Here is a 14869-nt window from a genome sequence, read left to right as displayed (position 1 = left end):
TCCCAACCGAACTGGGGCGATTTGACTTGATTGCCCGATTCTTTGTCCACGCTTCGGACACTCCTGTCCCGAAACGGCCTCACGGCCCGCCCCGTCACACGGCCGCGCGGTCCCGGACCCTTCCCGCCAGCGCGGCGGCGGCGGCAGCCGGATCGGATGCCTCGGTGATGGCCCGCACGACGACGACCCGGCGCGCTCCGGCGTCCAGGACCTCGTCGAGGTTGCCCGCGTCGATCCCGCCGATGGCGAACCACGGACGGACGGGGGCGAGCGAGGCGGTGTAGCGGACGAGGTCCAGGCCCGGGGCGTGCCGGCCGGGCTTGGTCGGGGTGGGCCAGCAGGGACCGGTGCAGAAGTAGTCGACGCCGGGCTCGACGACGGCCGCGTCGACCTCGGACCCGGCATGCGTGGAGCGGCCGATGACCACGTCCCGGCCGATGATCGCGCGGGCGGCCGGGACCGGCAGGTCGCCCTGGCCCAGGTGCAGCACATCGGAGCCGATGGCGTGGGCGACGTCGGCCCGGTCGTTGACCGCGAGGAGCTTGCCGTGGCGCTTGCAGGCGTCGGCGAAGAGCGCGAGGTGTTCGAGCTCCTCGGCCGCTTCCATGCCCTTGTCGCGCAGCTGGATGATGTCCACGCCGCTGGTCAGGACCGCGTCGAGGAACGCGGGAAGGTCGCCCTGGCGCCGGCGGGCGTCCGTGCACAGGTAGAGCCGGGCGTCGGACAGCAGCGCGCGAGGCGTGGACATGGTGCGGTTCCCCCCGGGGAATGGCGACGGCGGTCGGTTCGGTGGCGCCGCGGCGGATGCGGGCCGCGCCGAGCGGCCCGCATCCCCCGCGCGGCAGCGGGTCGGAAGCTGTGCGGCAACGGGTCAGACGGCGAGCGCCTGGGCGCGGCGCTTCACCTCCGTGCCGCGATTCTCACTCAGCGCCTGCGCGGGCGTGCCCGGCAGGCTCGGGTCGGGGGTGAAGAGCCATTCCAGCATCTCCGCGTCGGAGTAGCCGTCGTCCTTCAGGAGCGTCAGGGTCCCCGAAAGGCCCTTGACCACCTTGTCGCCGTCGATGAAGGCGGCAGGCACCTGAAGCGCCCGGTTCTCACCACGTCGTACGGCGATGAGCTGGCCCTCCTTGACCAGCTGGCGTACACGCGTCACCTCGACACCGAACATTTCGGCGATGTCGGGAAGGTGGAGCCAGGCAGGGACGAGAGCATCGATCTTTGCGTCAATCTCGGTCACGGGGACAAGCGTGCCATCCCGGACCGACAGTCGGTACCCGGGCCGACCGTACGGGCGCCGTCCGGGCCGTCAGCGCGTGGCCGATTTCAGGGGCACGGAAGGGTCGGCGACCCGGTCCGGCAGGAGTTCCGCCCCCGATTCGACGAGTTTGCGCCCCTGCGCCAGATCGCGCGGACGGCCGACCGCCAGTACGGCGACGAGCGCGCCGTCGCGCAGCCAGCACACCGTCCACGACGGCTCGGCCGGATCGCCGCGCCACACCAGGGTGTCGGCCCCCGTGTGGTGGCCCGCGTACTGGACGAAGCGGCCGAACTGCTCGGACCAGAAGTAGGGCACGGGGTCGTAGGCCGGGGACCGCCCGTCGCCTTCCGGGGCGGTGATGGCGGCGGCGACGGTGCGGGGGCCCTGGAGCGCGTTGTCCCAGTGGTGGACGAGCAGGCGCTCGCCGTAGCGGGCGGAGGGGAAGGAGGCGCAGTCCCCGACCGCGTACACGTCGGGGAGCGAGGTGCGCAGGGACGCGTCGGCGGTCACCGACCGGTCCGGGCCGAGTTCGATCCCCGATCCGGCGAGCCAGCCGGTCGCGGGCCGGGCGCCGATGCCGACGACGACCGCGTCCGCCGGGAGGGTGCGGCCGTCGGCCAGGACCACGCGGCCGGGTTCGATGCGGGCGACCCGGGCGCCGGTGAGGAGTGCGGCGCCGCTCTCCTCGTACCAGCCGGCCATGGGGGCGGCGACCTCGGCGGGCAGCGCGCCGGCGAGCGGGCGGTCGGCGGCCTCGACGACGGTGACCGCGCAGCCGGCCGCGCGGGCGGCGGTGGCGAACTCGGCGCCGATCCAGCCCGCGCCCACGACCACGACGTCGTGCTGCCGCTCCAGGACCGGGCGCAGCCGGGCGGCGTCGTCCAGGGTGCGCAGGAGGTGGACGCCCGGGACGCCCTCGGAGCCGGGGAGCACCAGGGGCTCGGCGCCGGTGGCGACGACCAGGACGTCGTAGGGGACGGGCCCGTTCCGGGTGTCCAGTTCGTGTTCGGCCGGGCGCAGCGCGGTCACGTCCAGGCCGAGCCGCAGGGTGATGTCCAGCGCCTCGAAGTCGATGTCGAAGGCCGAGTCCTCGGCCTTGCCCAGCAGGACCGCCTTCGACAGCGGGGGCCGGTCGTACGGCTGGTGGGGTTCGGCGCCGATCAGCGTGACGGGGCCGGTGAAGCCCTGTTCCCGCAGGGCCACGGCGGTCTGCACGCCCGCCATGCCCGCTCCGGCGATCACGACGCGGCGGCGGTGCCGCGGCCCTTGCTGCTGCTGTCCGGTCTGCTCGTCCACCTGTCCACCTTAAACACCTGACGGGTCGTCAGGAAGTCGGTTCCCGTGATGCGGCCGCCGGATCGCCTTCCCGTGTCCGCGTCCGCGGCGTCGGAGGCTCCCTTGCCGGGGCCGTGGGCCAGGGGATTAGGGTGGCCGTGCACATCACTCGCGGGAGCCCGGACGCACCGGGCTGAGAGGGAGGCTGGACGGCCTCCGACCGTACGAACCTGATCCGGGTCATGCCGGCGAAGGGAGGGGCTGGACGCCCATGCGTATGCACGGTACGAACGGGTCCGACGTCCTCGTCATCGGAGGCGGCATCATCGGCCTGGTGACCGCCTGGCGGGCCGCTCAGCGCGGCCTGGCCACCGCGGTCGTCGATCCCGCACCGGGCGGCGGCGCCGCCCGGGTCGCGGCCGGGATGCTGGCCGCAGTCACCGAACTCCACTACGGCGAGGAGATGCTGCTCGGCCTCAACGTCGCCTCCGCCGCGCGTTATCCGGCGTTCGCGGCGGAGCTGGAGGCGGCGAGCGGACAGGACATCGGCTTCCGCGCCTGCGGCACCCTCGCGGTCGCGCTCGACGCGGACGACCGGGCCCATCTGCGCGAACTCCACGCCCTGCAACGCCGCTCGGGACTGGAGTCGGAGTGGCTCACCGGCCGCGAGTGCCGCCGCCTGGAACCGATGCTCGCACCCGGCGTGCGCGGCGGGCTGCGGGTCGACGGCGACCACCAGGTCGACCCGCGACGGCTGGCCGCCGCACTGGTCGCGGCGTGCGAACGGGCCGGCGTCGTCTTCCACCGCCACCGGGCCGAGCGGCTCACGGTCACGGGCGGCCGGGCCACGGGAGCCGTACTGGCCGACGGGACACAGCCGGTGGCCGATCAGGTCGTTCTCGCCGCGGGCAGCCTCAGCGGCCGGCTCGCGGGAGTGCCGGAGCACGTCCTGCCGCCGGTCCGCCCGGTGAAGGGCCAGGTCCTGCGGCTGGCCGTGCCCCCCGCTTACGCCCCGTTCCTCTCCCGCACCGTGCGGGCCGTGGTCCGGGGCAGCCACGTCTATCTCGTACCGCGCGAGAACGGCGAACTGGTCATCGGCGCCACCAGCGAGGAAATGGGCTGGGACACCACGGTCACGGCGGGCGGTGTGTACGAGCTGCTGCGCGACGCTCACGAACTGATGCCGGGCATCACCGAGCTGCCGCTCACCGAGACCCTCGCCGGCCTGCGCCCCGCCTCCCCCGACAACGCCCCGCTGCTGGGCCGCACCGCACTGCCCGGCCTCCACCTCGCCACCGGCCACCATCGCAACGGCGTGCTGCTCACGCCCGTCACCGGGGACGCCATGGCGCAGCTGCTGGCCGATGGCGAACTGCCCGAGGTGGCACGCCCCTTCTCCCCCAGTCGTTTCTCACCCGCCGCCCCCGTACGTCAGGAGCAGCCCGCATGACCGAGCCCGCCGCCCTCCCCGATTCCCTGGCCGTCTCCGTGAACGGCGAGGCCGTCACCCTCGCGCCCGGCACCACTCTGGACGTCCTGGTCGCGTCGCTGACCGGCGCGGCGTCCGGCGTCGCGGCCGCCCTGAACGAGACCGTCGTACCGCGTGGCCAGTGGTCCGCGGCCGGGCTCGCCGACGGCGACCGGGTCGAGGTCCTCACCGCGGTCCAGGGAGGCTGACCATGTCCGACGACCTCTTCACCCTCGGGGACACCGTGTTCGGCTCCCGGCTGATCATGGGAACGGGCGGGGCGCCCAGCCTCGACGTGCTGGAGCGGTCGCTGACCGCGTCCGGCACCGAGCTGACGACCGTGGCGATGCGCCGCCTCGATCCGACCGTGCAGGGCTCCGTGCTCTCCGTGCTGGAGCGGCTCTCCATCCGCGTGCTGCCGAACACGGCCGGCTGCTTCACCGCGGGCGAGGCCGTGCTCACCGCCCGCCTCGCCCGCGAGGCGCTCGGCACCGACTGGGTCAAGCTGGAGGTGGTGGCGGACGAGCGCACCCTGCTGCCGGACCCCGTCGAGCTGCTGGACGCCGCGGAGACGCTGGTGGACGACGGGTTCACCGTGCTGCCGTACACGAACGACGACCCGGTGCTGGCCCGGAAGCTGGAGGACGTGGGGTGCGCGGCCGTCATGCCGCTCGGCTCCCCCATCGGTTCCGGCCTGGGCATCCGCAATCCGCACAACTTCCAGCTGATCGTCGAGCAGGCGCGGGTACCGGTGATCCTGGACGCGGGCGCCGGGACGGCTTCGGACGCGGCGCTGGCCATGGAGCTGGGATGCGCGGCCGTGATGCTGGCGTCCGCGGTGACCCGGGCCCAGGAGCCCGAGCTGATGGCCGGGGCGATGCGCCATGCCGTGGAGGGCGGGCGGCTCGCGTACCGCGCGGGGCGGATCCCGCGTCGCCACTTCGCCGAGGCCTCGTCGCCGGTGGCGGGCCGGGCCGTGCTGGATCCGGAGCGTCCCGCGTTCTGATTCCGGGGCCCGGCGGCTCATGTGGTGGATCTCATGTCCCTGCCAGGACCCCCGCCGATCCCGGGGCCACCCGCGTTCCCCGGCAGTGGATCGCATGTCCCTGTCACGGCTCGGCTGCAGTTGGGCCCCGGGATCGCTCCGGCCAGTCGGCCGTGTCGGCGGCGGCTCGTAGACTCGGCTGCGTGGATACGACCCTCCAGGACCCTCTCGTCGGGCAGCTGCTCGACGGCCGCTACCGCGTCGATGCCCGCATCGCCGTGGGCGGCATGGCCACGGTCTACCGGGCCATGGACACCCGGCTCGACCGGGTGCTCGCGCTCAAAGTGATGCATCCGGCCCTCGCGGCCGACGCCTCGTTCGTCGAGCGCTTCATCCGTGAGGCCAAGTCGGTGGCCCGGCTCGCGCACCCCAACGTGGTCGCGGTCTTCGATCAGGGTGCCCAGGGGCAGTACGTCTACCTCGCGATGGAGTACGTGGCGGGGTGCACGCTGCGCGACGTGCTGCGCGAGCGGGGCGCCCTCCAGCCGCGGGCCGCACTGGACATCCTGGAGCCGGTGCTCGCCGCGTTGGGCGCCGCCCACCGGGCGGGCTTCGTCCACCGGGACATGAAGCCGGAGAACGTGCTGATAGGCGACGACGGCAGGGTCAAGGTCGCCGACTTCGGCCTGGTCCGGGCCGTGGGATCGGTCACCAGCACCACCGGGTCCATCCTGGGGACGGTCTCGTATCTCGCCCCCGAACAGATCGAGCACGGCACCGCGGACACCCGCGCCGATGTGTACGCGTGCGGTGTCGTGCTGTACGAAATGCTGACGGGTACCAAGCCGCACACCGGGGAATCCCCCGCCCAGGTCATCTACCAGCACCTCAACGAGGACGTCCCGGCCCCGTCCGACGCCGTCCCGGGCCTCGCGGCCGGACTGGACGCGCTGGTGGCGAGCGCCACCGCCCGTGACCCCGAGGTCCGCCCGTCCGACGCGGTGGCCCTGCTCGCGGAGTCCCGCGTGGCCCGGGCCGGCCTCACCGACGCCCAGCTGGACGCCGTGCCGCCGCAGGCCCTGGCCGAAGTCCGCGACGGCGCGGAGGACCGCACGAGCGTGATCCCGCGGGTGCTGCCGCCGGGCCAGGGCACCGCCCATCACACGAGCCGGCTGGAGATGCCGTCGCAGCAGCCCCCGCGCCCGCCCGCCCGGCGCGCGGGGACGGGTCGCCGGAAGCCGCCCCGCGGTGTCATCGCGGCAGTCCTCGCCGTCCTGCTGGTCCTGGGCGTCGGCGGCGGTGTCTGGTACATCAACTCCGGGCAGTTCACCCGGGTCCCCTCACTGCTGGGCCAGAGCCAGAAGGCGGCCGAGAAACGGCTCTCGGACAGCGGCCTGGAGCTGAAGGGCGTACGGCGGGCCTACAGCGACACCGTCGACCGCGGCACGGTGATCAGCAGCGACCCGAAGCCGGGCGCCCGGATCCGGGGCAACGACTCGGTGTCGCTGGTCGTCTCGCGCGGTCCCGAGATCGTCACCGTGCCCGACCTCCAGGGCGTCGCACTCGCCGAGGCCAGACGGCAGCTGGAGAAGCGCGGCCTGACACCCGGCATGATCACCAAGGAGTTCAACGACGACGTCGCCGCGGGTGAGGTGGTGCGCACGGACCCCGAGGCGGGCTCCGAGCGCCACCCGGACTCCGCGGTCGCGATCGTGGTCTCCAAGGGCAGCCCGGTCGACGTCCCCGACGTCACCGGACAGTCGGTCGACGACGCCACGGCGGAGCTGGAGGACGCCGGCCTCGAGGTCGTCGTCGCGCCCGGCCGGGTCAACTCCCCGGAGGACGAGGGCAACGTCGCCCGCCAGTCGATCGAGGAGGGCGCGGAGGCGGCGGAGGGCGACACCATCACGCTCACGGTCTCCAAGGGCCCGCAGATGATCGACGTCCCGGACGTCACCGGCCAGGACGTCGACGACGCCCGCGGCAAACTGGAGGACGCGGGCTTCGAGGTCAAGGTCGACCGCCCGTTCCTCTCCTTCAGCGACACCGTCGCGAGCCAGTCCGTCGACGGCGGCGACCAGGCCCCCGAGGGCAGCACCATCACCATCAAGACCAAGGGACTCTAGGTCCTGTCTGGAGTCCCGATTCCGATGCGCAACCCTGTCGGCGGCCACATCCCGGTGGCCGGCGGCCTCTCCAAGGTCGGTCTGGCCTACGCACGCGAGATGGGTGCGGAGGCCGTCCAGGTCTTCGTGGCCAATCCGCGCGGCTGGGCGACCCCGGCCGGCAACCCGGTGCAGGACGAGCTGTTCCGTACCGAGTGCGCCGCAGAGTCCCTGCCCGCGTACGTCCACGCCCCGTATCTGATCAATTTCGGCTCGCACACCCCGGCGACCGTGGAGAGGTCCGTGGAGTCCCTGCGCCACTCCCTGCGCCGGGCGCGCCGGATCGGGGCCCTGGGCGTCGTGGTGCACACCGGTTCGGCGACCAACGGCCGGCCGCGGGAAGAGGCGCTGGCGCAGGTACGCACCCATATGCTCCCGCTGCTGGACGAGCTGACGCATGACGACGACCCGTTCCTGCTGCTGGAGTCGACCGCGGGACAGGGCTTCTCGCTCTGCTCACGCACCTGGGACTTCGGTCCGTACTTCGACGCTCTCGACGCCCATCCGAAGCTCGGTGTCTGCCTCGACACCTGCCACATCTTCGCGGCGGGACACGATCTGGCCGGCCCGGCGGGCATGAAGGAGACGCTGGACCTGCTGGTGGAGACGGTCGGCGAGGGCCGGCTGAAGCTGATCCACGCCAATGACTCCAAGGACGTGGCCGGGGCCCACAAGGACCGGCACGAGAACATCGGCGCCGGCCACATCGGCGAGGAACCGTTCCGGCAGCTGTTCTCCCACCCGGCCACCGAGGGCGTTCCGCTGGTCATCGAGACACCGGGCGGCAAGGAGGGCCACGCGGCGGACGTGGCCCGGCTGAAGGAGCTGCGCGACCTGGGCTGACCCGGTGGAACATCCGTTGAGGAATACCCCATGGGGGTATACGGTTCTCGCTGTCGGCAGGAACCGCTCCTCGGCCTTGGGGGTTCACCATGCAGGACCACACAGACCACGCGCAGCACGCCCACCACTCCGGCCACGACGACGGCCACACCGGCCACTCCGCAGGCGGCGCAAGCTGGGCGATGGCGGCGCGCGCCACGCTCCACTGCCTCACCGGATGCGCCATCGGCGAGATCCTCGGCATGGTGATCGGCACGGCGCTCGGCTGGGGCAACGTGCCGACGATGGCCCTCGCGATCGTCCTGGCGTTCTTCTTCGGCTACACCCTGACGCTGCGGTCCGTCCTGAAGTCGGGCGTCGACTTCAGGACGGCGTTCCGGATCGCGCTCGCGGCCGACACGCTCTCCATCGCGGTGATGGAACTGATCGACAACGGGGTGATCGTCCTGTGGCCGGGTGCCATGGACGCCATGCTGTCGGACGTCCTTTTCTGGGGAGCCCTCGCGATCTCGCTCGCCGTCGCCTTCGTCGTCACCACACCGGTGAACAAGTGGATGATCGGGCGCGGCAAGGGGCACGCGGTGGTGCACCGGTACCACCACTGAGGCAGCACGGGAGGAACGGCCGGATCAGAGCTCGGGGCCGTCCCCGGGCTCCTCCTGGTAGGAGTAGCGCTGTTCCTTCCACGGGTCGCCGATGTTGTGGTAGCCGCGCTCCTCCCAGAAGCCGCGGCGGTCGGCGCTCATGTACTCGATGCCCCGGACCCACTTGGGGCCCTTCCAGGCGTACAGGTGCGGCACGACGAGCCGGAGCGGGAAGCCGTGTTCGGCGGTGAGCAGTTCGCCGCCCTTGTGGGTGGCGAACAGGGCCCGCTCGGAGGTGAAGTCGTCGAGCCGGAGGTTCGAGCTGAAGCCGTACTCGGCCCAGACCATCACATGGGTGACCTGCGGCGCCGGGGGCGCCAGCGCCACGACGTCACGGGCGAGGACCCCGCCCCATTCGGCGCCCAGCATGCTGAACTTGGTCACGCAGTGCAGATCGGCGACGACCGAGGAGAACGGCAGCGCGGAGAACTCCTGATGGTTCCAGCAGTGCTTCTCGCCGTCGGCCGTGGCGCCGAAGACCCGGAACTCCCAGCGGTCGGGCTTGAACTTGGGCACCGGCCCGTAGTGGGTAACCGGCCACCCGCGCTGCAGTCGCTGTCCCGGCGGAAGCTCGGACTGCTCTGATGCGCGGTGTTCCCGGCTTTCCGGCTGACCCATGACTCCATGGTGACAGACAGGCAGGGGTGGTCATGACCAGGGCAGAGGCGATTCGGGCAACTCCTACTAAGCATGCACTTACTGGACGACCACGGGGTGCGATGCGAGGATGCGGCCATCTTGCCCAGTTCACCGGTTGGAAGGAGCCTCTGCGATGCAGGGCGACCCCGAGGTCCTCGAGTTCCTGAACGAACAGCTGACCGCCGAATTGACTGCCATCAACCAGTACTTCTTGCATGCAAAGATGCAGGACAACTTCGGCTGGACGAAGCTCGCGAAGTACACGCGCTCCGAGTCCTTCGACGAGATGAAGCACGCCGAAATCCTGACCGACCGCATCCTCTTCCTGGACGGACTGCCGAACTACCAGCGGCTCTTCCATGTGCGGGTCGGCCAGACCGTCACCGAGATGTTCCAGGCGGACCGTCAGGTCGAGGTGGAGGCGATCGACCGCCTCAAGCGCGGCATCGAGCTCATGCGCACCAAGGGTGACATCACTTCCGCAAATATCTTTGAGTCGATCCTGGCGGACGAGGAACACCACATCGACTACCTCGACACGCAGCTGGAACTGGTCGAGAAGCTCGGTGAACCGCTCTACATCGCGCAGCTGATCGAGCAGCCCGAAAGCTGACGGGAACGGGGCGTCCGCACCGGCGGCCCGGGCGGCGCGGGCTCAGGCAGCGTCGGGGAAAGCGGCCGGCGCCGGAACGGGGCCGACGCCGGGGGCGATGCGCTGATCGGCATCGGGAGCGGCGCCGGCCGTGACACGGTCCGCGGTGCCGGGCGCCGACTTCTGGCCGAGCAGGTCACGACGCGGGCAGGAGCCGCGGCCGAGCATGGCCTGGATGGTGCGGACGCAGCTGCCGCAGTCGGTCCCCGCCTTGCAGGCGGAGGCTATCTGGCGGGGTGTACAGGCGCCGTCTTCCGCATGCTTCTTGACCTGCTGCTCCGTAACGCCGAAGCACGAGCAGACGTACATGCGGTTCACCTCCCGGCGGGATGGATCGTGGGTGCCGCCCCGATAATCGGTGAGGCTAACCTAACCTTACCCGGCGCTCAAGGCCGGTAAAAGTCCCGGAACGCCCTGTGGGGCACGGATCACATGGATCCGTGCCCCACAGTCGTACGTACGCTGCGTTCGGTGACGCCCGCCGGTCCCGGGTTACTGGTCCCGGTACATCTCGGCGACCAGGAACGCGAGGTCCAGCGACTGACTGCGGTTGAGCCGCGGGTCGCAGGCCGTCTCGTAACGCTGGTGGAGGTCGTCCACGAAGATCTCGTGGCCGCCGCCGACGCACTCGGTGACATCGTCACCGGTGAGCTCGACGTGGATACCGCCCGGGTGCGTGCCGAGGCCCTTGTGCACCTCGAAGAAGCCCTTGACCTCGTCCAGGACGTCGTCGAAGCGACGGGTCTTGTGGCCGGAGGCGGCCTCGAAGGTGTTGCCGTGCATCGGGTCGGTCACCCAGGCCACGGTCGCGCCGGAGGCGGTGACCTTCTCGACCAGCTCCGGGAGCTTGTCGCGGACCTTGTCGGCGCCCATCCGGACGACGAAGGTCAGCCGGCCGGGCTCGCGCTCGGGGTCGAGGCGCTCGATGTAGCCGAGGGCCTCGTCGACGGTGGACGTCGGGCCGAGCTTGATGCCGATGGGGTTGCGGATCTTCGAGGCGAACTCGATGTGCGCGCCGTCCATCTGGCGGGTGCGCTCACCGATCCACACCATGTGGGCCGAGGTGTCGTACAGCCGGCCGGTCCGCGAGTCGACGCGGGTCAGCGACGACTCGTAGTCCAGCAGCAGGGCCTCGTGCGAGGCGTAGAACTCGACGGCCTTGAACTCCGCCGGGTCCGTACCGCACGCCTTCATGAAGTTCAGCGCGTTGTCGATCTCGCGGGCCAGGGCCTCGTAGCGCTGGCCCGACGGGGACGACTTCACGAAGTCCTGGTTCCAGGCGTGCACCTGGCGCAGGTCCGCGTAACCACCGGTGGTGAAGGCGCGGACCAGGTTCAGCGTGGAGGCGGATGCGTGGTACATCCGCTTCAGCCGCTCCGGATCCGGGACGCGCTCGGCCTCGGTGAAGGCGAAGCCGTTGACGGAGTCGCCGCGGTAGGTGGGCAGCGTCACGCCGTCGCGGGTCTCGGTCGGCTTGGAGCGCGGCTTCGAGTACTGCCCGGCGATCCGGCCGACCTTGACGACGGGCACGGAGGCCGCGTAGGTGAGGACGGCGCTCATCTGGAGCAGCGTCTTCAGCTTGGCGCGGATGTGCTCGGCCGACACGGCGTCGAAGGCCTCGGCGCAGTCACCGCCCTGCAGCAGGAACGCCTCGCCCTTGGCGACGGCTCCCATGCGGGCACGCAGCTGGTCGCACTCGCCGGCGAAGACGAGCGGCGGATACGACGCGAGGTCCGCGAGTACATCGCGCAGCGCCTCGGAGTCGGGGTACTCGGGCTGCTGCGCCGCGGGAAGGTCTCGCCAGGTGTGGCCACCGGCGACGGAGGTATTGGCGTTCACGGTCACGGCTCCCACATTACGGGGTCGCGCCCACTGTTCTTCCGGGTGCCCAACGGATGAGACGGACACACGGCACGGCCAGTGACGGGGAGCACAATCGGGCCTGCTAGCGTCAAACCTTTCTGAATTGAACAAGTGGACCACAGGGGTGGGGCTTTGAAGCGGAATCACCGCAGGGACCTCAAGAAGAGACGCCTGATGTACGGCGTCGGCGCCGCGGTCGTGGCGACGGCGACCATCGGCACTCTGGCCATGGCCTCGCAGGACACCGCGACCACCGACGGGAAGTCGGTTCCGGCCTCCGCCGAGCTCCAGAAGCAGTTCGCGGACGCGGCGTCCGAGTTCGACGTACCGCAGAGCGTGCTGATGGCGGTCTCGTACCGCCAGACGCGCTGGGAGAGCCACGACGGCGAGCCGAGCACCAGCGGCGCGTACAACGTGATGGGGCTGACCAGTGTGTCGCCCGACGACGTGGAGCAGCCGGACGACAAGGAACGTCTGGCCCACATGAACCTGAGCGGCCGGCCGGAGATCGAGAAGACCTTCGACGCCGCCAAGGTGCTGCGCAGCCTGCCGAAGAAGAGTGTCGACACCTCCGACCCGCGGCTGCACACGCTGGACAAGGCCGCCGATCTCATCGACTCCGGCACGGACACGGTCCGCAACGACACCGAGGAGAGCATCCGCGCGGGCGCGGCGCTGCTCGCCGAGTACCAGCGCGAGGCCACGGACTCACTGCCGGACGACGCGGCCCACTGGTATCCGGCCGTGGCGCGCTTCAGCCAGTCCCCGGACAAGAAGGGCGCCGACCTCTTCGCGAAGCGCGTCTTCGAGTCGATCAGGACGGGTGAGCGCGCGCTCACCCAGGACGGCCAGCAGGTCACGCTTCCCGCCGACCCCTCGGTCGAGCCGGTCAAGCCGTCGAACGTGCCGCTCGCCGCCACCTTCGCGAGCACCTCCGCGACCCCCACGCCCGAGTGCCCGTCCGGCCTGAACTGCAACTTCGTTCCCGCCAAGACGTCGAGCACGGGCCAGCGCTCCTACTCGCTCGCCCAGCGGCCCGATCTGGGCGTCGACATCCGCCGGATCGTGATCCACGACACCGAGGGTGACTACGACGGTTCGCTCAGCACGCTCACGAACCCGGCCACGCTCGCCAGCGCGAACTACCTCGTGCGCGCCTCGGACGGTCTGGTCACCCAGATGGTCGAGAACAAGAACCTGGCGTGGCACGCGGGCAACTGGACCCTGAACATGCACTCCATCGGCGTGGAGCACGAGGGCTACGCCATCAAGGAGAGCAGCTGGTACAGCGAGTCGCAGTACGAGTCCACCTCGGCCCTGGTGAAGTTCCTGGCGGGCAAGTACGGCATTCCGCTGGACCGTGAGCACATCATCGGCCACGACGAGGTGCCCGTACAGCTCGACCGCAACAGCTCGCAGACCCACTGGGACCCGGGACCGTTCTGGGACTGGAACCACTTCATGACGCTGATGGGCGCCCCGACGGGCGCTGGTGGCGCCGGCGGCCCCGTCCAGGCGGGCCAGGTGGTTCGTGTGGTGCCGCCGTTCACCACGGCCAACCAGCCGAAGCTGACGTACGGCACCAAGGCGGTCAGCACCCGGCCGGCCAACTTCGGCTACCTCTACACCTCGCCGTCGACGACCGCGACCACGCTGAGCGACCCGTACTTCACGGCTCTGTGGAGCGAGGGCTCGAACTGGTCCAACAAGGTCCGTGCGGGCAGTACGTACGTCGTCGCCGAGGCGCGGACCAACTGGACCGCGATCTGGTACGGCGGGAAGAAGGCCTGGTTCTACAACCCCGGCGGCCAGTACACCGTGCCGCTCGCCTCCTCCCCCAGCCTGGTGAAGGCCAAGGCAGGCGTGACGGTCAAGATCTACGGGCGTTCCTACCCGGAGACCGCCGCCTACACCGCCGCGGGCCTGGAGGCTCCGACGGACAGCCCGGACTACCTGACGAAGTACTCCCTCCCGGCGGGCCAGGCCTACGCACAGGCCGGCGCCGAGGTGAAGGGCGACGACTGGTTCGGCTCCGTCCAGAAGGACGTCGTGGGCGCCACCGCCTACATCCCGATCCGCTACAACCACCGCCTGGCGTGGGTGAAGTCGAGCGACGTCCAGGTCAGCACGAGCGTCGCGCCGGACGCGGGGACGAACCGCTACAACATCCTGGGCCGTGACGCGGCCGGTGTGCTCTGGCAGTACCAGGGCACGGGCAGCCCCACGACGCCGTTCTACGCCCGATACCGGGTGGGTCCGGGCTGGCAGGGCTACAACATGATCACCGCGATGACGGCCCTGCGGGCCGACGGCACGGGCGACATGGTGGCCCGCGACAAGAGCGGCTACCTCTGGTACTACCAGGGCAGCAGCAACCCGGACCAGCCGTTCAAGGCCCGCCTCAAGGTGGGCGGCGGCTGGGGTGTCTACAACGGCATGTGGGGTGCCCGCGATCTCAACGGTGACGGCAAGGGCGATCTGATCGCCCGCGACGCCTCCAACGTCCTCTGGTTCTACCAGGGCACCGGCGACCCGGCGAAGCCGTTCGCGACGAAGGCACGGGTGGGCGGCGGCTGGGGTGTCTACAACACGCTGGTCTCCACCGGTGACCTGACCGGGGACGGCAAGGCGGACCTGGTCGCCCGGGACAAGGCCGGGGTGCTGTGGCTCTACAAGGGCACCGGCAGCCCGACCGTGCCGTACGCCGCGCGCACCCAGGTCGGCAAGGGCTGGGGCGTCTTCAAGGACCTCCTGGGCCCGAGCGACCTGAACCGTGACGGCATCCCGGACCTGATCGCCCGGGACAGCGCGGGTGTGCTCTGGTTCTACCGGTCCACGGGAGACATGACGAAGCCGTTCGCTCCGATGGCGAAGGTCGGCGGCGGCTGGGGCATCTACAACTCGCTGGTCTGATCGTCCTCGGACCGGATCCGAAGGGGTCCGTTCCGCCCATCCGGCGGAACGGGCCCCTTCGCGCGTGCTCCATGGGTTATGGTTCGGGCATGTTCGCGCACTCGACCCGTAACTGGTGGTGGACCGCTCATCCAGCGGCCCACTGATCGCGCGTACACACCGAC

General features: G+C 70.9%; 15 protein-coding genes and 1 riboswitch. Of the genes, 9 read left to right on the top strand and 6 right to left on the bottom strand.

From position 1 onward, the window contains the following. Positions 1–94: 94 nt before the first annotated feature. The 3 genes from thiE to ACIQMX_RS21645 form a co-directional block, all read right to left on the bottom strand. Positions 95–748 carry a thiamine phosphate synthase gene (thiE, locus tag ACIQMX_RS21655; protein WP_363070394.1) on the bottom strand — a complete coding sequence of 218 codons (654 nt, stop codon included), beginning with the start codon at positions 746–748 and terminating at the stop codon, positions 95–97. A gap of 123 nt (positions 749–871) precedes the next feature. Beyond that, a complete protein-coding gene (locus ACIQMX_RS21650; protein WP_363070392.1) occupies positions 872–1237 on the bottom strand; it encodes an Rv2175c family DNA-binding protein in 366 nt (121 codons plus the stop codon). A gap of 69 nt (positions 1238–1306) precedes the next feature. Further along, the gene (locus ACIQMX_RS21645) at positions 1307–2482 is read right to left on the bottom strand and encodes an FAD-dependent oxidoreductase (RefSeq protein ID WP_363070586.1); all 1176 of its coding nucleotides are present in this window, start codon (positions 2480–2482) and stop codon (positions 1307–1309) included. Between the two features lie 212 nt (positions 2483–2694). Next, a riboswitch (TPP riboswitch) is annotated at positions 2695–2807 on the top strand. Here ACIQMX_RS21645 and thiO point away from each other — a divergent pair. From thiO to ACIQMX_RS21615, 6 genes are all read left to right on the top strand, one after another. Then, entirely contained in the window at positions 2805–3983 is a 1179-nt protein-coding gene (gene thiO / locus ACIQMX_RS21640; RefSeq protein WP_402480297.1) for a glycine oxidase ThiO, read from the top strand. It overlaps the preceding riboswitch by 3 nt. Beyond that, on the top strand, positions 3980–4210 hold the full coding sequence (gene thiS / locus ACIQMX_RS21635) for a sulfur carrier protein ThiS (RefSeq protein WP_363070388.1): 231 nt from the start codon (positions 3980–3982) through the stop codon (positions 4208–4210). Before thiO ends, thiS begins: the two co-directional genes overlap by 4 nt. Before the next feature lie 2 nt (positions 4211–4212). Next, complete coding sequence (locus ACIQMX_RS21630; protein WP_363070386.1) at positions 4213–5007, top strand: thiazole synthase; 795 nt, start codon at positions 4213–4215, stop codon at positions 5005–5007. A gap of 182 nt (positions 5008–5189) precedes the next feature. After that, entirely contained in the window at positions 5190–7112 is a 1923-nt protein-coding gene (gene pknB / locus ACIQMX_RS21625; RefSeq protein WP_402480293.1) for a Stk1 family PASTA domain-containing Ser/Thr kinase, read from the top strand. 24 nt (positions 7113–7136) lie between these two features. Continuing rightward, on the top strand, positions 7137–7994 hold the full coding sequence (locus ACIQMX_RS21620; protein WP_363070382.1) for a deoxyribonuclease IV: 858 nt from the start codon (positions 7137–7139) through the stop codon (positions 7992–7994). Positions 7995–8083: 89 nt separating this feature from the next. Next, entirely contained in the window at positions 8084–8599 is a 516-nt protein-coding gene (locus tag ACIQMX_RS21615) for a DUF4396 domain-containing protein (RefSeq protein ID WP_363070380.1), read from the top strand. A 24-nt stretch (positions 8600–8623) separates the two neighbouring features. Here ACIQMX_RS21615 and ACIQMX_RS21610 read toward each other — a convergent pair whose 3' ends face one another. Next, the gene (locus ACIQMX_RS21610; RefSeq protein WP_148017714.1) at positions 8624–9256 is read right to left on the bottom strand and encodes a sulfite oxidase-like oxidoreductase; all 633 of its coding nucleotides are present in this window, start codon (positions 9254–9256) and stop codon (positions 8624–8626) included. Between the two features lie 154 nt (positions 9257–9410). Between ACIQMX_RS21610 and bfr the strand changes: the two genes are divergently transcribed. Further along, positions 9411–9890 carry a bacterioferritin gene (bfr, locus tag ACIQMX_RS21605; protein WP_327711532.1) on the top strand — a complete coding sequence of 160 codons (480 nt, stop codon included), beginning with the start codon at positions 9411–9413 and terminating at the stop codon, positions 9888–9890. A gap of 42 nt (positions 9891–9932) precedes the next feature. Here bfr and ACIQMX_RS21600 read toward each other — a convergent pair whose 3' ends face one another. Together ACIQMX_RS21600 and ACIQMX_RS21595 are read right to left on the bottom strand one after the other, a co-directional pair. Then, a complete protein-coding gene (locus ACIQMX_RS21600) occupies positions 9933–10238 on the bottom strand; it encodes a (2Fe-2S)-binding protein (RefSeq protein ID WP_363070377.1) in 306 nt (101 codons plus the stop codon). Positions 10239–10421: 183 nt separating this feature from the next. Beyond that, positions 10422–11768, bottom strand: coding sequence for a class II 3-deoxy-7-phosphoheptulonate synthase (locus tag ACIQMX_RS21595; RefSeq protein WP_363070375.1), 1347 nt, complete (start codon positions 11766–11768; stop codon positions 10422–10424). A 156-nt stretch (positions 11769–11924) separates the two neighbouring features. On the opposite strand from ACIQMX_RS21595, the gene ACIQMX_RS21590 reads away from it, so the two are divergent. Then, positions 11925–14705, top strand: coding sequence for an N-acetylmuramoyl-L-alanine amidase (locus tag ACIQMX_RS21590; protein ID WP_402480289.1), 2781 nt, complete (start codon positions 11925–11927; stop codon positions 14703–14705). Positions 14706–14776: 71 nt separating this feature from the next. After that, the gene (locus tag ACIQMX_RS21585; protein WP_219572129.1) at positions 14777–14851 is read left to right on the top strand and encodes a trp operon leader peptide; all 75 of its coding nucleotides are present in this window, start codon (positions 14777–14779) and stop codon (positions 14849–14851) included. Positions 14852–14869 lie beyond the last annotated feature (18 nt).

This window comes from Streptomyces sp. NPDC091416, from assembly GCF_044756845.1.
Taxonomy (GTDB): Bacteria; Actinomycetota; Actinomycetes; order Streptomycetales; family Streptomycetaceae; genus Streptomyces.
This window is presented reverse-complemented; position numbering and strand designations above follow the sequence as displayed.